At 42.5% G+C, this 18,132-nt stretch carries 21 protein-coding genes; 4 read left to right on the forward strand and 17 right to left on the reverse strand.

Going from position 1 to position 18,132, the window contains the following annotated elements; genetic code table 11:
- Window positions 1-13: 13 nt before the first annotated feature.
- From ANCC_RS09295 to ANCC_RS09315, 5 genes are all read right to left on the reverse strand, one after another.
- A complete protein-coding gene (locus ANCC_RS09295) occupies window positions 14-1,078 on the reverse strand; it encodes an LCP family protein (RefSeq protein ID WP_006566900.1) in 1,065 nt (354 codons plus the stop codon).
- A 75-nt stretch (window positions 1,079-1,153) separates the two neighbouring features.
- Window positions 1,154-2,077, reverse strand: coding sequence for a glycosyltransferase family 2 protein (locus tag ANCC_RS09300; protein WP_006566899.1), 924 nt, complete (start codon window positions 2,075-2,077; stop codon window positions 1,154-1,156).
- A 17-nt stretch (window positions 2,078-2,094) separates the two neighbouring features.
- On the reverse strand, window positions 2,095-4,356 hold the full coding sequence (locus ANCC_RS09305) for a DNA gyrase/topoisomerase IV subunit A (RefSeq protein WP_006566898.1): 2,262 nt from the start codon (window positions 4,354-4,356) through the stop codon (window positions 2,095-2,097).
- Between the two features lie 12 nt (window positions 4,357-4,368).
- On the reverse strand, window positions 4,369-6,282 hold the full coding sequence (locus tag ANCC_RS09310; protein ID WP_006566897.1) for a DNA gyrase/topoisomerase IV subunit B: 1,914 nt from the start codon (window positions 6,280-6,282) through the stop codon (window positions 4,369-4,371).
- A gap of 198 nt (window positions 6,283-6,480) precedes the next feature.
- Window positions 6,481-6,711: an EAL domain-containing protein gene (locus ANCC_RS09315; protein WP_006566895.1), complete on the reverse strand. Its 231-nt coding sequence runs from the start codon at window positions 6,709-6,711 to the stop codon at window positions 6,481-6,483.
- Between the two features lie 200 nt (window positions 6,712-6,911).
- Between ANCC_RS09315 and ANCC_RS09320 the strand changes: the two genes are divergently transcribed.
- A complete protein-coding gene (locus ANCC_RS09320; RefSeq protein ID WP_006566894.1) occupies window positions 6,912-7,571 on the forward strand; it encodes a hypothetical protein in 660 nt (219 codons plus the stop codon).
- Window positions 7,572-7,622: 51 nt separating this feature from the next.
- On the opposite strand, the gene ANCC_RS09325 is transcribed toward ANCC_RS09320, so the two are convergent.
- Window positions 7,623-8,153: a VanZ family protein gene (locus ANCC_RS09325; protein WP_006566893.1), complete on the reverse strand. Its 531-nt coding sequence runs from the start codon at window positions 8,151-8,153 to the stop codon at window positions 7,623-7,625.
- A gap of 14 nt (window positions 8,154-8,167) precedes the next feature.
- Complete coding sequence (locus ANCC_RS09330) at window positions 8,168-8,356, reverse strand: DUF6472 family protein (RefSeq protein WP_006566892.1); 189 nt, start codon at window positions 8,354-8,356, stop codon at window positions 8,168-8,170.
- Window positions 8,357-8,472: 116 nt separating this feature from the next.
- On the opposite strand from ANCC_RS09330, the gene ANCC_RS17815 reads away from it, so the two are divergent.
- On the forward strand, window positions 8,473-8,601 hold the full coding sequence (locus ANCC_RS17815) for a hypothetical protein (protein WP_006566891.1): 129 nt from the start codon (window positions 8,473-8,475) through the stop codon (window positions 8,599-8,601).
- A gap of 59 nt (window positions 8,602-8,660) precedes the next feature.
- A complete protein-coding gene (locus ANCC_RS09335) occupies window positions 8,661-8,867 on the forward strand; it encodes a DUF378 domain-containing protein (RefSeq protein ID WP_006566890.1) in 207 nt (68 codons plus the stop codon).
- Window positions 8,868-8,967: 100 nt separating this feature from the next.
- Here ANCC_RS09335 and ANCC_RS09340 read toward each other — a convergent pair whose 3' ends face one another.
- The 3 genes from ANCC_RS09340 to ANCC_RS09350 all read right to left on the reverse strand — a co-directional run bounded on the left by ANCC_RS09340 (window position 8,968) and on the right by ANCC_RS09350 (window position 11,049).
- A complete protein-coding gene (locus ANCC_RS09340; protein ID WP_009289583.1) occupies window positions 8,968-9,183 on the reverse strand; it encodes a helix-turn-helix domain-containing protein in 216 nt (71 codons plus the stop codon).
- Between the two features lie 77 nt (window positions 9,184-9,260).
- A complete protein-coding gene (locus ANCC_RS09345; protein ID WP_118475859.1) occupies window positions 9,261-10,181 on the reverse strand; it encodes an NYN domain-containing protein in 921 nt (306 codons plus the stop codon).
- A 22-nt stretch (window positions 10,182-10,203) separates the two neighbouring features.
- Entirely contained in the window at window positions 10,204-11,049 is an 846-nt protein-coding gene (locus ANCC_RS09350) for a hypothetical protein (RefSeq protein ID WP_129701608.1), read from the reverse strand.
- A gap of 184 nt (window positions 11,050-11,233) precedes the next feature.
- Here ANCC_RS09350 and ANCC_RS09355 point away from each other — a divergent pair, with 184 nt between their 5' ends.
- Window positions 11,234-12,232 carry an SPL family radical SAM protein gene (locus tag ANCC_RS09355; protein WP_006566886.1) on the forward strand — a complete coding sequence of 333 codons (999 nt, stop codon included), beginning with the start codon at window positions 11,234-11,236 and terminating at the stop codon, window positions 12,230-12,232.
- A 113-nt stretch (window positions 12,233-12,345) separates the two neighbouring features.
- Here the strand turns inward: ANCC_RS09355 and ANCC_RS09360 are convergent, their stop codons facing one another.
- The 7 genes from ANCC_RS09360 to fliB form a co-directional block, all read right to left on the reverse strand.
- The gene (locus tag ANCC_RS09360) at window positions 12,346-12,681 is read right to left on the reverse strand and encodes a diguanylate cyclase (protein WP_083774643.1); all 336 of its coding nucleotides are present in this window, start codon (window positions 12,679-12,681) and stop codon (window positions 12,346-12,348) included.
- Between the two features lie 110 nt (window positions 12,682-12,791).
- Complete coding sequence (locus tag ANCC_RS09365) at window positions 12,792-13,502, reverse strand: M20/M25/M40 family metallo-hydrolase (RefSeq protein WP_259818688.1); 711 nt, start codon at window positions 13,500-13,502, stop codon at window positions 12,792-12,794.
- 22 nt (window positions 13,503-13,524) lie between these two features.
- A complete protein-coding gene (locus ANCC_RS17820; protein ID WP_006566883.1) occupies window positions 13,525-13,902 on the reverse strand; it encodes a M20/M25/M40 family metallo-hydrolase in 378 nt (125 codons plus the stop codon).
- 490 nt (window positions 13,903-14,392) lie between these two features.
- Entirely contained in the window at window positions 14,393-16,255 is a 1,863-nt protein-coding gene (locus tag ANCC_RS09375; protein WP_006566882.1) for a right-handed parallel beta-helix repeat-containing protein, read from the reverse strand.
- Between the two features lie 34 nt (window positions 16,256-16,289).
- Window positions 16,290-16,550, reverse strand: a complete 261-nt coding sequence (locus ANCC_RS18005; RefSeq protein ID WP_006566881.1) for a GGDEF domain-containing protein — start codon at window positions 16,548-16,550, stop codon at window positions 16,290-16,292.
- Between the two features lie 124 nt (window positions 16,551-16,674).
- The gene (locus ANCC_RS09385; protein ID WP_006566880.1) at window positions 16,675-16,962 is read right to left on the reverse strand and encodes a hypothetical protein; all 288 of its coding nucleotides are present in this window, start codon (window positions 16,960-16,962) and stop codon (window positions 16,675-16,677) included.
- Window positions 16,963-16,979: 17 nt separating this feature from the next.
- Window positions 16,980-18,065 (reverse strand): flagellin lysine-N-methylase, encoded by a 1,086-nt coding sequence (gene fliB / locus ANCC_RS09390; protein WP_006566879.1) that lies wholly within the window; start codon window positions 18,063-18,065, stop codon window positions 16,980-16,982.
- Window positions 18,066-18,132: the final 67 nt, after the last annotated feature.

Raw genomic sequence — 18,132 nt, forward strand, 5'->3', positions numbered from 1 at the left:
TAAGCGTGAAAAACTATCTCTTATAGCTTCCGGGGGAACTCTCTGAAGCATCCTCTGAATCCGGTTTTGCAGGATAGCCGTAAGTCTCTATATTCTGATATCCGCCGAATTTGGATGCGAAATCCTCTTCTTTTCCTTTGCTGAAGATAAAATGCTCCATCGCCGCCTTATTTGCATCAAAATTAATGAAGAAGACAAACATGCCGCTCTGTGCCCGGCCCTGCATGTAAGTGCCCTCGATCGGAATCCTCATCTGCTGGACCTTCGGAACTCCGAACTGAACCACAGAAGTCACAAGGCCTTTGATATAACTTGCATTCATATCGGTGGACACGTCGTCCAGTGCATTAAACCCGATATCCAGGATCTTCATCGGATTCTGCCTGATGATCTTTTTATAAGTGGCTTCCAGGACCGCTCTCTGACGGCCGGTACGGCCGAATTCGCCGTCTCCGTACCTGCTGTTTGACACATAACGGATTCTGGAATAACCGAGAGCCTGGTTCCCGTTCAGGATATGCTTTCCTGCTTTTACATTGCGGTATTTCTTCTTGGAAATGTAATTGGTCGTATTCAGATAGTCTGCCTCTTTCTCTTCCAGATCAATCTCGATGCCTCCCACCTCATTGATCACTTTCTCAAAGGTTGAAAAGTCTACGACACAGTATTTGTCGATCTTTATATCAAAATTTTGGGCAATGGTTTTGTAGAGCAGATCCACTCCGCCGAAAGAATATGCTGAATTCAGCTTGTTTCTTCCGTGTCCCGGAATATCCACATACATATCCCTCATCAGGGAAGTAAGCTTTAATTCTTTTGTCTTCATATTGATGGTGGCAATCATAGATGAATCTGATCTTCCCGCCTCAGTCTCATCGGATCTGCGGTCAGAGCCGACCAGCAGGATATTGACTACATCATTATCAAATTTAACGTCGTCTCCCACATCTACTTTGCTTAAGTTCCCCTTTGGTGTCACCGAAGCCTCTAATTTCGCATCATAGTATCCAAGAACTCCTCCTATGGAAAGAGCAATTACAAGGAAGACAGCCATAACAATTTTAAATTTCTTTCCCATTTCCTTATCCTCCAAACGTATGTCTGTAATTTTATCTATTGTAACAGAAAACTAAACCAGAAATGTTAAGAAAATCTAAAGCTTTTCATACGAATCCCAGTAAGAACGGTTCATCGTGAGTTTCAGAATAAGGCTTTTGGGAAATTTTTTATAGTTTCTGCCCAGTTTATAGCCTATGAATTTACACGCCGTATCCGCCATAAATTTAGGAATCTTAAAGAATCTTCCGGTAAACAGCAGATGTTTCAGCGTGTGAAGGACCATCTTCATCCCCTCCGATTCAGAGGAGACTTCAAGAAACAGCCCTCCGTAGGATACCTGTGAGACTGCCAGATCAAAATTCCTGTGAAGCTGCTCAAAACAACGGTAGTTATGCCAGTGCCATACAGCGGCATCTGCCTGGTATGCAATGGCTTTATCTGCCCCGATCAGCCTGGAAGCCATAATCATGTCCTCATTAAAGATTGTTTTGTGAATGAATCCGCCCATAGCTTCATAATCTTTTTTTCTGTATGCACTGCACACATTGGAGCAGAAAAATGTCTTGATCCCAAGCTTTGGCAGATCGGCTTTTGTCTTTATGGAACTCTCCGGAGGATAGTTAAAAATCCTCGTATAATACTCCAGATAATTGTCCTTCGGGTCCGCCATCTGACGTCCATAAGCGGCTCCCACACGTGGGTCCTCAAAAGCCTTCAGCAGATTTTCCACCATATATTTGTCTCCGGGCACCGCGTCATCGGTCATAAACGCAATGATCTCCGCATCTGAAAGGGAAGCTCCGTAATCCCTCGTGGCTCCGTGATCAAACTCTTCTTTTTTTATATGCTTCACTACTACATTCGGGTACTGCTCCGTAAGATGATCCGGAAAGTATTTCTTCTCCGTATTGATCAGAAAAATCGTACCGAATGGAACCGTCTGTCTGGACAGGCGCCGGAGAGATTCAAAAAGCTTCTCCCCTGGTTTATAAGTTGGAATCACAAGATCAATCGTCATCTCTTCTCTCCTTTTTCTCAGCGCCGGATTTTAGAACCCTTTGTATCCCGTTTCGCAAGCTTCAGTTTATTGAAATCCAGACGTTTTCCTTTGTAGTCCATGGATGTAATGCCGTCAGCCTCCATGAGATAAGTATGAAGCAGTATGTCATCCTTATTCAGTTTAATGCCTCTTACACCTACTGCTCCTTTTTTCTTTTCCGGAACTTCTTCCAGTGAAAACCGCAGGAAAACACCCTCCTTTGTTTCTAATATTACCATATCCGGTTTTATCAGGCCACCTTCTGTTTTCAGCGGCTTTACCGAGAGGAGTGCGTCTCCGTCCGACAGTTTTGTTGCTGATACTGTTCTCTTTGTCACCTGAAATTCCGTTCCCGAAACAATCTTTAACATTCCCTGTTCCGTGGCAAAGAAAAGGCTGTCATGTGTCATTGCCTCTGCTGCCAGGACTGCGATGATTGCCTCGTCAGAGCTGTCATAGTTGCCCAGATTGTCGATCGGTGTTCCCTTATCTTTATATTTTCCCGCCGGTATATCCAGCACTTTGATCTGATGCATAACGCCGGTGTCCGTAAAAATGCAGATCTTATCTGTGTTCATACAAGGGACAATATATTTATAATCCCTGGATGCATTCTCCTGGTTTCTCTGGTAAGTAGCCTTGTCGAAGGTCTTTGCATAGCCAAACCGGTCCATGACAAAATAAACCTGCTCCTCCTTCAGCGGTTCTTCTTCAAAAACTGCCTCGGCTCCGTCCTCTACCACCGTTCTTCTCTCTCGCTGATATTCTTTTTTAATCTTCATAAGATCCTGTTTCATAACACGCTGCATGGATACCGGATTGTGAAGGATATCTTCATATTCAGCTATATTGGCAACGATCTCTTCATATTCTTCTCTGAGAGCCAGGATTTCTAATCCGATCAGCTTTCCGAGGCGCAGGTCCAGGATCGCTTCTGCCTGTTTCTCTGTGAAAGACAGCTTGCAGGCTTCGATCATGGATTCAGATGATTTGAATCTGATATTCCCCACTTCGCCTTTGGTAAGACACGCTTTCGCCTCTTTTAAATTTTTGCTCCCCCTCAGTATCTCAATGATCAGATCGATCATATCGCAGGCCTTGATCAGACCTTCTTTGACTTCCCGCTGGTCATAGAGCTTAGACAGCAGGGTTTGATACTTTCTCTTTACAAGTCCGTAATGAAATTCTGTGTGGTGCGCTATGATATCCCGAAGGCTCAGCGTCTCCGGACGGCCGTCAACGATGGCCAGCATATTTACGCCGAAGGTATCCTCAAGCTTTGTTTTCTTATACAAAAGATTCTTCAGGCGTTCGATGTCTGTCCCTTTCTTCAGTTCCAGGACAATACGGATTCCCTCCTTGGAGGATTCGTTGGAAATATCAGCGATATCCGTCGTTTTCTTAGATTCCACGAGGTTTACCACATCAGAAAGAAATTTCCCGATATTGGCGCCGATCATCGTATATGGAATCTCTGTGATGACCAGCTTATCCTTTTCCCCGCGCTTCTTTCCAGGCTCAAAGACCACCTTTCCCCGGAGTTTCAGTTTTCCGCTGCCTTCGGTATAAATTGTTTTTATATCCTTTTTGTTGACCACCAGGCCTCCCGTAGGAAAATCCGGTCCCTGGATATAGGTAAGCAGATCTTCATTGGCAACTGATTCGTCTTCCAAATACGCGATCATGGCATCGACCACTTCCCCCAGATTATGAGGCGGAATGCTGGTAGTCATACCGACGGCAATTCCCTCGGCACCGTTGATCAGAAGGTTCGGTACTCTGACCGGAAGCACTTCCGGTTCTTTCTCCGTCTCATCGAAATTGGATATAAAATCCACTACATTTTTATCCAGATCCGCAAGATAGACCTCCTGGGTAAATTTTTTAAGCCTTGCCTCCGTGTAACGCATGGCCGCGGCTCCGTCACCTTCAATGGAACCAAAATTTCCATGTCCGTCCACCAAAGGCATACCCTTTTTAAATTCCTGTTCCATGACCACCAGAGACTCATAGATAGAGCTGTCACCGTGAGGGTGATATTTACCCATCGTGTCTCCAACGATTCTCGCAGATTTTCTGTGCGGCCTGTCATGCCTCAGATTAAGCTCGTCCATGGCATACAGGACGCGCCGCTGTACGGGCTTTAAACCGTCCCGAATGTCGGGAAGGGCACGCGCACAAATAACGCTCATGGCATAGTCGATATACGACTTCTGCATGACCTCAGAAAATTCTGCCCTAATGATATGTTCTGCCATCTCTCTCCCTTTCTATATATCCAACATCGCATCCTCTGCGTTATCATAAATAAACTGCCTTCTCGGCGGAACCTCACTGCCCATCAGCATTGAGGTCACATCGGAGGCCATTCTGGCATCTTCGATCTCAATCTGCTTTAATGTCCTCGTCTCCGGGTCCAGCGTCGTCTCCCACAGCTGGCTGGCGTCCATCTCTCCAAGGCCCTTATACCGCTGAAGGGTAAACGGCCCCTTATGAGCGGCCTTATATTTCTCCAGCGCAGTATCATCGAACAAATAAGTTTCTTTCCCCTTCTTAGGAATTGCCTTATATAGAGGAGGCGTTGCCAGATAGACGTGTCCATGGGTAATCAGCTCCGGCATAAACCGGTAGAAAAATGTCAGCAGCAAGGTGGCAATATGTGCCCCGTCCACATCGGCATCGGTCATAATCACAATTTTTTGATACCTCAGTTTCTCAATGTCAAAATCATTTCCGTAGCCTTCTGAAAATCCGCATCCAAAAGTATTAATCATCGTTTTAATCTCTGCATTCGCCAGGACCTTGTCCATGGTAGCCTTCTCGACATTCAGGATCTTTCCCCTGATTGGCAGTATCGCCTGAGTCCGGCGGTTTCTGGCAGTTTTAGCAGATCCTCCTGCCGAATCTCCCTCGACGATAAAAATTTCACACTCTTCCGGCTTCCGGCTTTCGCAGTTGGACAGCTTTCCGTTACTGTCAATGGAGAGTTTCTGTCTCACAAGAAGGTTTGTCTTCGCTTTTTCTTCAGCCTTTCGGATCTTTGCGGATTTCTCCGCACAGGCAAGGACTTTTTTTAAGGTATCCAGGTTTTTATCAAAAAATAATACCGTCTCATCCCCGGTAATTTCACTGACCACTTTATTGGCATCAGGGTTGTCCAATTTTGTCTTCGTCTGCCCTTCAAACCTTGGTTCCGGATGTTTTACGGAAATGATGGCGGTCATGCCGTTTCTCACATCTGCCCCTGTAAAGTTTGTGTCTTTTTCCTTTAATATACCCAGTTCCCTGGCATACTGGTTCATCACTGCTGTAAATTTGGACTTAAATCCTGTGATATGGGTACCGCCCTCCGTGGTATAAATGTTATTGCAGAAGCCTAAAATATTCTCTCCGAAATCTTCCGTATACTGGAAGGCGATCTCCGCTTCGATTCCGTTGATATCCCTCTTATAATAGACTGGATCATGCAGTACATGTTTGCCGTCATTCAGTTTCTTTACATAGGCACAGATTCCCTCAGGCTCGTGATATAAGACTTCCGTCTCTTCTCCTGAACGTTCATTTATATAATGGATCTTTAATTCCGGATTCAGATAAGTCGTCTCATGGAGACGGTTGCGGATCATAGCGGCTTTAAAATAGGTTTTGTCAAAAATCTCCGGATCCGGAAGAAACCGGACCTTTGTTCCGGTCTCCGACTTTCTGCAGCTTCCGGTCACCCTCAGCGGTTCTGTAACCTTCCCTCTTTCAAAACATTCTTCATAAATGTTTCCGTCCTGTTTAACCGTCACTTTAAGCCATGTAGAGAGGGCGTTGACCACAGATGCCCCCACACCGTGCAGTCCTCCCGAAATTTTATATCCCCCGTCTCCGAATTTCCCTCCGGCATGCAGCATGGTAAACACCATCTCAACTGCTGAAAGACCAGTCTGTTCATTGATTCCGACAGGAATGCCCCTGCCATTGTCTTCGATCACTGCTGTCCCGTCGTCTTTTAATGTTACCGTAATTTCATCGCAGTGTCCCGCAAGAAATTCATCCACCGAGTTATCTACGATCTCATAGATCAAATGGTTAAGCCCCTTTGTCGAAACACTTCCTATATACATTCCGGGCCGCTTCCTGACTGCCTCCAGCCCTTCCAGTACAGAAATACTGTTTGCGTCATAGTTTTGACTGCTCATTTTCTATATTCTCCTCCCAATATGATCAGGACTATCCTGCCGCCCTGTCATAGAAACGTCTTCTTTTATACAATCTAAAATATTATATACATTTTGAACAAGAACTTCAAGTAGATATCCTTCAGCAGTCATAGTGTGCAGTATTCCATCGCTTTTCATGCAAAAGGCTGTTATACTAAATCTGTATAACAGCCCTGATTACAATTCTTTTCCTGATAAATAGTCTATGAACTCCTGCTCCGGCATCGGACGTCCGTACAGATATCCCTGGGCATGACGGCACCCCAGCTTCTTAAGCATCTGTGCCTGTTCCCTTGTCTCCACCCCCTCTGCGATGACTTGAAGTTCAAGGGCATCTGCCAGTCTTATCACAAACTCCACGACTTTCTGACGCCGCCGGTTATTTTCAGTCTGCCGCAGAAATTTCAAATAAGACAGGCTATACCGGCATACACAGGCGAAAGATTATGTCTGAACTGCGCAGACTGATCGAGGAACTCCGGTCATGAAAATGTTATGGGAAACATTCTGTTCTTCGATTCTATTCGGCATTTATTGACACATTTCCTTCTAACCTTTATAATGAGACGAGTATTCATTATAAACAAACAGGATTGGGGAAATGAATTATGAAGAAAAATACGAAATTGATGACCTTGGTTATAGCAGCCTTATTGGCGGCAACTCTGCTGACCGGATGCGGCACAAAAAAAGCTCCGGATGCAGATAAATCCATGGATGCTTTTTATCAGCTGATCGTATGCCATAAAGCAGATGCCATGACAGATCTGGGCATTGACTCTGCAGAAGTCAGTGATACCCTGAACGTATACAAAGAGTCTACGATTTCATCACTGAAAGACAGTTTCAAATCTGCGGGCATCACACTGACAACAAAAGACGCTGAAAATATTTATGATGCACTCTCCCAGGCTTTGTCCAGTCTTGATTATGAAGTATCCGTAAAAAAACAGGAAAAGAAAGAGGCTGTTGTTACTGTAAAATCACAGTATATTGATTACTTATCTGTATTCAAGGACGCCAAGAAAAAAACAGTAGACGCGTTAAAGCCTCAGCACATCGAGACGAAAGAAGATGCTCAGAAACTTTTGATCAAAAACGTGGCAAAAGGTTTTAAAAGTATGAAACCCTCTTCCGACATGAAGACAAAGACGTTTACACTGACTAAACAGAATATCAAAAGCGGTGAAGACACAGTTACCCTGTACTTCCCGAAAGATTCCAAACAGCTTGGATCTGATCTGATCAATCTCGTCACAGGGAGATAAGGGATTTTCAAAAGTTTATCTGCCGCCGCCGCAAAAATTTCACCCCGGATATCAGAAAACTCTGACATCCGGGGTATTTTTTTGTCGGACATTTCTACGCTTATTCTTTATTTTTTTTAATACAAAACCTGCCAGCATACAAAAGCAGATGCCGGTCAGAGCACCCGAACTGTCGATCATGACATCTTTTATCTGACAACTTCTTCCCGGCACAAAATACTGGTGCAGTTCATCTGTCACGGCATAGAAAGAACAAAACGCTAATGCCGCACCCAGAAGATGAGCCTTTTTCTTTACATCAATCCCCAAGGCCCGGCACACAAGCACTCCGAGCAGTGCATATTCCAGGAAGTGGGCTGTCTTCCTCACATAGTGGTCCATGACAGACAGCATATCATAAAGGCTGTTTCCGAATCCTCCCGCTTCTGCCGGGGATATCCCGACCAGTTTCGAAATCCACTGGGTAACTCCCATACTCATCTGCTCTGACGCATCTGCCGTCTTCGCAGAAAATAAAAAAATCACCGCCATCATCAAAATGACCATTGTCCAGGATATCACGCGATTTCTTTTTATCTTCATATATCTGTCCCTGTTTAAATTTGTTTTCTGACAATACTATATTCATCATTTAATTGAAAATACGGACAGCTATAATTTGAATATGTCATAAACCGCATCAGTTCATCTTCGTCAAGGTTTACATCACATACATAGGAACCGCACATTTCGTCATACACATAATTTATACAAGACTCACAGTTGCTTTTCTGTTTTCCCGCCATAAAATCCCTCCTATCCTAATCTAAATCCGTATTCGTAGTTTCTGTCTTTATTATACTGTATAATCCGGACTTTTTGCAAACATACTAAGAAAACTAAAAAGAAAGGAGTGATCGCAATGCACGAATCCAACTGCCACAGGCATAAACAGCAGGAACCAAAAGAGGCAAAAAAAGAACGTCCGCACATCGTGGAACCTCTGCCCGAGTCTGAACGTCCGAGAAAAGACGGTCCCGGAGGAGATTAAACAACCCATGCATAATATTTCTAAGACTGGGAAGATTATTAATAGAAAAGGAGGTTGCTATGGGAAGTAAAACATTAGATTATATAGCACTGACAATTACAATTATAGGTGCGGTCAACTGGGGCCTGATTGGCTTCTTCCGGTTTGATTTAGTAGCTTTTCTCTTCGGCAGCATGACGATGCTCTCAAGGATCGTCTATGATCTGGTCGGCATCTGCGGACTTTATCTTTTAACCTTTTACGGCCGCTGTGGAAGAGATCTCTAATACCAATGATCCTCATATTCGTTTGATAAAAGACTGCTGCAAAACCCGGGATTCTGTTATTTTTGACAGAATCATTGATGTACGTTTTGCAGCAGTCTCTTTAATTGGAATTCACCTGTATAGCCGGCCGAAAGTCAAACAGACGGTAAGGACTGATTCTCATGACTCCCGCCAGCTTTTCGATTTCCTCCAGTGTGGGACTTACCAGCCCTCTTTCAATATCATAGATATGCATATGGCTGATGCCCGTATATTTTTCAAGGTTCCTCAAACTGTAACCCTGTTCTTCCCTGATTTCCCATAAAAAAATTCTCATATTTCAAATACCTCGTTTGGTTTGTATATTGATCTGCTTTCGTATTTCTATTAGAAAATTTTTCTGCCTTTGCGGTATTATTTTTTTAAAAACGTTACTTTTGTAATATTATTTTTGTTCTCCAGCTGCATGCCCGGGATGCTCCGCACATAAGAGCTGAACCGATTGTATCCAAAATCCTGTACTTTAAAGTTCTCATATTCTGCATATATTTTGTTTGCAAGATCAGACAGATCAAGTCCCTTTTTTCCTGTGTTTTTCACCAATGCCGTTACATAGTGGTCCAGCTGTTCTTTCATGTCAATATCTTCTCTCAGAGAAACAGTGACAATATTGCCATCCTTAATCAGTCTGAAATGATCGAATTCTTCCAGAAATTTAGAGAGCAGACTGTATCCGTAGCTCCTCACGTCAAAGTCCGGATATCTCTTTAACAGCCTTGTCCCGATCTCTCCCAGCGTCGTCTCTTTATCGCTGTTCTGATTGTCTGTGATGATAGAATGGATCGCTGCCTCGATATCCCTGCGGCCAATCGGCTTGCTTTCCTTTTCCTCTTTGTCCTCGATCAGGAGTTCCAGGTTTGTAAAAACATCACATGCTTTACGGAAAGCCGGGGGAGTCTTCCCCTCACCCATACCGATCACAGTAAGCCCTGTCTCTCTGATCCTGCTGGCAAGCCTCGTAAAATCACTGTCACTGGAGACGATACAAAAGCCGTCCACCCGGTTGGTGTAAAGGATATCCATGGCATCGATGATCATTGCAGAATCTGTGGCATTTTTCCCCTGTGTATAAGAAAACTGCTGGATAGGTGTGATGGAATTGGCCAGCAGCTCCTCTTTCCAGCTGGCATGAAGCGTACTTGTCCAGTCACCGTAGATTCTCTTGTATGTAATATTGCCGTACTGTGACAGCTCGTCCAAAATCGGCTTGATATATTTTGCTGATATGTTGTCAGCGTCAATTAAAAGTGCAAATCTTTTTTCCTTATTTTCCATACTTATATTTGTTTCTCCCTTTTTAGTAGTACCGTTTTATATACTGCAGTGCCATATAATCCATGATCCGGATCGTGAGCAGTTTCCCCCGTTTCATGATCGTTTCCACATTCTGCCGGCTTTTCTTTGCAGTCACCGCAATGCTGCTGGAAACATTTTTAAGAATGACGGCTTCTTCTCCTTCCTTTTTTTCGCCTGTAATGAAGATCGGTTCCTGGACATAAACGTTTTTCTTCCAGGAGATCGTCTGTTCCGGCACTTTTGCGATCTTATCCACCATCTGTTTTGCAGGTCCGAAATTTTCCTTCAGTGTCAGCAGCCTGAGGCCATGATTTTCAAATCGTATCCATGTCCTGTTCTCAACAAACGGGTACAGGATCTCGGCGATCAGCTGGAGACGGTTCTGGATCGAATTCTGTGCACTCAGCATGTCCTTGGAAACATTCAGAAGATAGTTTGCCATACCGTCTTCTCTTGAAGAATGGATCCGCAGCCTCTGTGTCTTCTTCTTTGACACAGTCTTTACAGCCTCTTCCGCCCGGTCATAGGCCGTTCCCTGCTGCTGGGCAGAGGTCCCATCCTCCATCCGCACTGTCCACTCGCCGATCCCGATCCCTCCGGTGACGGCGACCGGATAACACATGATCTCGAAAAGCCGGAAATAGGAGGCTGCGGACAGTGAAGATGTAAACAGACCCTGAAGTTCATCATGCCTTCCGAAGATTACCGGAAATATCATGCTGTCCACAAAAAGGCTGTTCAGCTGCTCCGCCACTTTGGTCAGATAAATCTGAAGATTCTGCTCCTCTTCGGGCTCATACCTCATTCTCTTTTTTATATGTATCATCAACGCTGAATATTCATCCAATTTATAACTCCCATCATTTTACATGCAAACAAATTTGTTTGCATTTATTATAACATAATAAATCTGTTTAAACTAGAAAATTTTCTTGCATTTCCAATGAAATCCTTACCAAAAATCAGACAGCAATCAATATATCTCGTTTTTTTCAGAAATACTAATACAAATATGAAAAGGAGAACTGCTTATGAAACTATTTACCGCCGTATATCATGAACCGGGAATCTTTAATTATCCCCTCGGCCGGAAATTAAAAAAAGATTTTGCGGATCTGCCCTGGCATGAGATCAAAAGCCATAACCGGATCGAAGAGATGACCCAAAGGCCCAACAGCGATTTTCCAAAAATGAAACGTTTTCTGATTATCGGCACAAGAAAGACTCACCGATATACAGAAAACCATAAGATATCCGATTATCTGGTTCCGTTCACTTCGTCCGGATGTACTGCCATGTGCCTTTATTGTTATTTGGTATGCAATTACAATAAATGCGCCTATTTAAGGCTTTTCGTAAATCGGGAAGACATGATGGAACGGCTGATAAAGAATTCAAAAAAAGGAGCTGTACCCCAGACTTTTGAGATAGGCTCCAACAGTGATCTTGTTTTAGAAAATATGATAACAAACAATCTGGAATGGGTCATCCCTGCTTTCGCCCGTGAGGGGAGAGGACAGATTACATTTCCCACCAAATTTGCGTCTGTAAAACCTTTGCTCGGCCTTGACCATCAGGGAAAGAGCATTTTTCGAATGAGCGTCAATCCTCAGGAAATCATAGACCATATCGAACTTGGGACCTCCCCGCTTCATCAGAGAATCCAGGCAGTCAACGACATGTGTGAGGCCGGTTATCCCGTAGGAATACTGATCGCTCCCATCATCCTGAATGATGGCTGGAAAGAAAAATACATGAATTTGATCGATCAGCTGGCCGACGGTCTTACCGAAAAGGCCAAGAAGTCAATAACAATAGAGATGATTTTTATGACTTACAGCTTTGTGCAGAATGCTATTAACAAAGAGGCATTTCCGGAGGCTCCTGACCTCTACGACAATCAGTCTATGTCCGGAGGCGGAAGAGGAAAATACCGCTACCGGAAGGAACTGCGGCTGGAGGCAGAGCCGGTGCTGACAGACTATGTGAGGCTGCGCCTTCCGGAAGCAAGACTGGTCTATGTCTGCTGAGACATCTCCCCTGTCTTTAATTTTACACAGTTTCTTCCGCAGCATTTTGCTTCATAGAGGGCACTGTCTGCCAGAGTAATAAATTCTTTGAATGGAGTCTCAGCGGACGGGCATTATTTATAGACCCCTATACTGACTGTGACAGGACTGCTGTCCGGCCCGTCGCTGATGTATCCGCCGGACTCTGCGGACCGGCGCATATGTTCTGCTATTTCTTCTGCCGCCTCAGCGTCCTGCCCAAATAAGAATATAAGAAATTCTTCACCGCCATAACGGATCAGGCTTCCTGACCTGTTCTGCACTTCCTTCTTCAGGAAGCCTGCGAAAGTTCTCAGGCACTGGTCCCCGGATATATGCCCAAACCGATCATTATATTGTTTTCTAAAAAAATTTTTATCTAATTTTTGATTATCCGCATAAACATTATACTTTACAGTACTTTGAAGTATAAAAAAGCACTCATTTTACCACGATTGAACGAGCCTTGATATGACAGAAAAAAGAGAGGGATACTGCACAAAAAACGTGTGTCTCCCTTTTAATTTTATTGTTTTCTAACTTATTTCCAGTCCATAGCCACACATGCATATACCGCCGTTTCGATTGGTAAAACTTGTTCGTTAAAACATACTTTCGGATTATGATGTGCATAGATATTATCTGAATCAACCTTAGCTCCTATCATAAAATAAGAAGATGGTACTTTATTTGCAAACACTGCAAAATCATCAGAACCAGTTGTGTGTAACCCGGATACCATGTTAAATTCACCATTCATGGACCTTATTGCCTTAGCAATTTCAGTATTTCTTTTTTCATCACAGCAGAGTACGGGTATATCTGCTAGGACATCTACTTTACTTTCTGCATGAAAAGCATGGGAAATATTATCAACAATTTCTTTAATTCTCGTAATTAAATACTGTTTTATTTTATTATCGAATGTGCGAAGTGTTCCCTGTAAAATAGCTGTTTCTGGAATAACATTATTTACCGTTCCAGAGTTAAATTGACCAATTGTCAATGTTACTTCTTGGCTTGGAGAACACTCACGTGCGATTAGCTCCTGCAATGCTTGGTAAATATGAACCCCAACGTTGATAGGGTCTATTCCGTTCTGGGGCATAGCACCATGCGTACCCTTTCCTATTATCGTTATTTTAAATCCAAAGACAGATGTCCCTGTCATAGTTCCATAAGCAATTGTTCCTGCAGGAATAACGGACGCTACATGAGTTGCAAAAGCTGAGTCTACTTTAGGATTTTCCATTACACCCTCAGCAATCACTGCGTTAGCACCCTAATTCCTTTTCGTGTTTTTTTAATATTTTGGCGGCTCCTAACAAAGCGGTCGTATGCATATCATGTCCGCAAGCGTGCATATTACCATTTTGCGAAACAAAAGACAATTTACTTTCTTCATTCATAAGAAGCCCGTCCATATCTGCTCTAAGAAGTAAGCATTTATCCCCAGAGCCCATATAGCCAATAATACAATTTCCATTGACTTTTGTTTCAAATGGAATATCCCATTCTGCTAATTTTTTCTTCACAAAAGAAACTGTTTTAGAAAGTTCAAGTCCCAATTCAGGTGTTTTGTGAAGTTCTCTACGCCATTCTATAAGTTCATTATACATTTCTTTGCTTTCAGCATAAATTGAAGAATACATATTCTCACTCTCTTTCTTAAAATTCTTACGATAATTATTTTACTCTTTTTTCATAAATTTATCTTGAAGTATAATTTTATGCCTGTTATGGTATATACATTATAACTGAAAGGGAATTAAAACATGGGAATACATCATTTAGTAGAAAATTCTTTATGGCGATGCCCCCTTTTTTTAGTAAAGATTACATAGTTTTTTAGTTCTGTGGATGCCATACGCGGACTAAAAAACTTTTTTTATTGTAACGTTTTCATGTTACTTTTTCTATTATTTTAAAGAATAAAAGCGAAAGGAGATAGAAAGCAATGTTAATGAAGTGGAAAATTTCGATATTTTTATGAAAGCTATCATAATCTTGAATTATTATTGACCTAAGTACTTTTTAATGGCAGTAATCAAGTCGACTGTTCATTTCTTCAAATAAGATGATATCCTGAAAAAATGAAGCAGAATCGCATTTCATGCAATTCTGCTCCATTTTTAAGTCATTTTAACCGTGTTGTTTTTTATCTCTTTTAACGCCAAAGAAAGCAATCGATGCACCAAGCATCAGTGCGATCATTAGTCCGATATGATTGTTATCCCCTGTTTTAGGGGCGTGAGAATTGGAGAATTCTTGATTAGAATTTCCGTCGTTTTCGTTATCTGTCGGAGATGTCTCAGGCTTATAATTAGGATCAGCTTTTCCGCACACGGTACATTTTCCGTTTTCATATTTGTGCCCCAGAGCTTTTCGGCTTGTTTTTTCTTTGGAAATTTCCTGGGTTAAAGCTTTGTCAGAAAAGTATTTATCACAAAAACTGCAGTACCAGTATTCAATGTTTCCGTCGGTGTCACAGGTAGGCTCCTTAGCTTCAACGTGTACTGCGTTGTGTACTTTTTCTGTAATACCAGTGCCTTCGATTGTTCCATTTCCTGTGGTGGTATCTGGAATTGTCAGTTCACCGTTGTTTGAAATGAAGCCATTGTTTTTAAGGCTTGTATCGGGGGAAACAGTTAATGCAGCATCAGAGTAGATATTTACTTTTCCCTGTTCGGTAATGATGAGGGCACCTTCCCCTTTTACCGTAATTTTTCCTTGGATGTCTAAGGCACCTGCAATTTCTAAAGTTGCGTCTTTTGCTATTTCAAAAGTAATATTTTTATCAGAATCAATTTCTATGTCGTTTATCTTTAAATTCTTCTCAATAAGTACTGTATCCTGATCGTTTACTTGTATATTTCCATTTGTTTTTTGAGCGAAAAACTGTTCAAATGCTACGTCAGACTGAGGCATGAATGTAATGCTTCCGTCTTCGTTGTACATATATTTATAGTCGCTGTAATCGGCGGGACGAACATTTGCAGGAGTATCACTCCAGATCCAATAGTTTACCGCAGGCTGTCCAGCTGGAAGTAAAATTGGTGTGGCAGCAACATCAATGACCACTAGATTGTTTGTACCTAACTGAAAAGTATTATTTTTAAAGTCTATAGGTTGTCCAATACTTCCCTTTGCCTGGATATAGTGTTCAAATTTATCGTTTTTGATCGTATTCCCTGTGAAATTTGCCTGTGTCTGTAAATAAATAGATCCGGCATTATCAAGCATATTGTTTTTTACGACAATCTGATTGTTGGAAGCGGCTGAAGTAGTAATTGTTGTGGCTTCCCCGGCAGAGCCTCCGGTAGGTCCATTTGCCACGCTGTAAACGCTATTTATGAATTCGCAGTTTTCAATTAGAAAATTACCACTTACATTTGCAAGCATTGTGCGGAATGCCCCGTTGAATTCGTTATTTGTAAAAGTAATACTTCCGGCGTCGTTTTGTTCGTTAACGTATAGACCGTAAGACCATTCAGGTGCGTCTGTTGTCGTTCCATTATTATTTGGGGTATTGATGAAGCGGCAATGATTGATTTTAATAGTTGCACTGTTGCCACTTACTGTCACAGCGCTTCCGCTGGATCTTTTTGTTACGGAATAATGGATCGTAACATTTTCGAGATTAATCGAAGTACTGTCTCCATTTCCAATTGTTAAAAGCTTGCCATTTGTATTTGTTTCATTCGGTTTTAAAGTAAGATTCGTAAGTGTTCCTGCCTTTACGGTTGACGCACCTGAAATCGTGTACTTGCTGGCACCATCAACAGTGATATTTTTGTTAAAGATTACATCTTCTGTCACATCAGAAAGTAGTGTAACAGTACTGTTCTCCGGTGCGGCATCAACAGCTTCTTTCAATGTTGCATATGTTTTCCCATTCACTTTGGCCACGACATTTTCCGCTGGCTCAGCGGCAAAAGACATCTTCGGGAAACAACATGCCGCAAACAATAGGCTTAGTCCCATTGCAAAGATTTTCTTTTTCATAATTACAATCCTCCATAAAACTAAATATCATTGTTTACATAGTATCATAAAAAAAATAGACAGGTCTACATTTACTTAAGAAGTAGTTTATTGAATCTATATCAATCATCATACATGCAATGTTTCCGTGCTTCTCTTGTACGCTTTGAAACTGTTCTCTCAGGGAAGTTTCAAGATAACTGCGGTTAAAAAGTCCAGTCAGACGGTCACGGATTACCTGTTGATTCAACTTCTGATTGATCTCGGCGATTTTCTGATACTGTTCTCCGATAATAATACGGTCATATTCTGACAAGACACGATTCCGATAGAGAATGATTGAAATTCCAATACAAAGAACCGTAATAAAAAGCTGTTCGTCATATTATTAAAGCTCTGATCCGCCCCATAAGGATCAGGAAAGTACGGGAGAAGATCATTCAGTAATGTTCCATGATCTTTCGCCTGAAAACTGCCTTCACTGCCAGACTGAGCACTGTTAAAATGATCAGCAGGATATACATACAGAAATATGCGGTCCTTCTTGGTTTCATAAAAACGCCTCCCGGAAGAGTCGATATTGAATAGAGCATTAAGATCTGACATCCCAGAATAAGCAGCTGAAAAATCGTATGAGTTTTAAAAATATTGGCGGTCATGTTCTGTTCAATTTGAATCCGGTAAGCAGGATCTGCCGGAAACCCCAGATATTTTTTTATCTTATTCATAAATTCTCCCTGTCTCTTCAGATTAAATATGAACTTCCGAACACTGCGGATACCATATCTGACAGTCTCTGTGTGTCAAACATATCTGAAAACAAAAGTTCTTCATTGACCGCTTCCATATTTTCTTCCGAGTATTCGATTTCTTTTGAGTACAGACGGGCAATTTCCAATGACGTCAGGCTTTCCTCTCGTGAAACCGCTGCCTCTGTCCCCCGGACAGCCAAACAGCTGAAAACCGCAAATTTAACCTTATCCAAAAGCTGAAAGTCATAGACGGATTTCAGAAAATACCGGTATATAAAATACACTATCAAATGTTCATAAAAGATTCCATCAAAATCTGAAAAACAAATGTCTCTCTCCCGAAACATGAAAGATGCCTGGCTTAAAGCCTGCTTCCACTCGGGGGTGAGAATCTCCAGATCCAGGAGAAATTCCAGACATTCCGTGAACCATTCTCTCAGACCGGTCCGCGGCTTTTGTACTCTTTCTTTCGTCTCCCATTTATGTATATGCAGATACATGGCCTCCATATCATCGCGAATGTAATCTTCCTGAAAGACCGCTGCCGCCGACAGCGTCTGCCGCAAACGTCTCTCCAGAGTCTGCTCCCTGTCCTGAAGCAGACGGATGATCCAGTCTCTTGCCAGCGTAAGCGGCTCCAGCCAGGGCTCCTCTTCTTCCGCTTTTTCATCCAAATTTTCATCAAGAAACCGGACCTTTTTCTTGTTGGTCAAAATCAGTCTTGCCGCCTCTTCGCACACGAGTCCCAGTCCCGCTTCCTGCCGGCTGCCATAAACTTCATAGAACCGTGGATGGTCTGTACAGATCTGGCAGAGGAAATCTTCTCCCAGATGTATATAAATATCGCATAAATTCTTTTGATTTAAAAAAGGACATCTTCCCTCCTCCATGAGAAAATGATGAGGACGGGAAGAGCTGACAGATCTCATGAGACGGTCTCCGAATGATCCTTTCACGAGGGTGTACTTTTCATAGGTCTCATCGTTCACAGTGATATCCCATCCCGCGCAGCAGCTGTCTGTGCAGTCAGAACCTATACATTTAAATTTGTCATAATAATCCGGTATCCGAAACTTCATCTCTCCTCCTGATATTTTCTGTCCTCTATTATATCATAAATTCCCTGCGCATCTGTACACAGCCTGC

The sequence above is a fragment of the Anaerostipes caccae L1-92 genome, assembly GCF_014467075.1.
Lineage (GTDB): Bacteria > Bacillota > Clostridia > Lachnospirales > Lachnospiraceae > Anaerostipes > Anaerostipes caccae.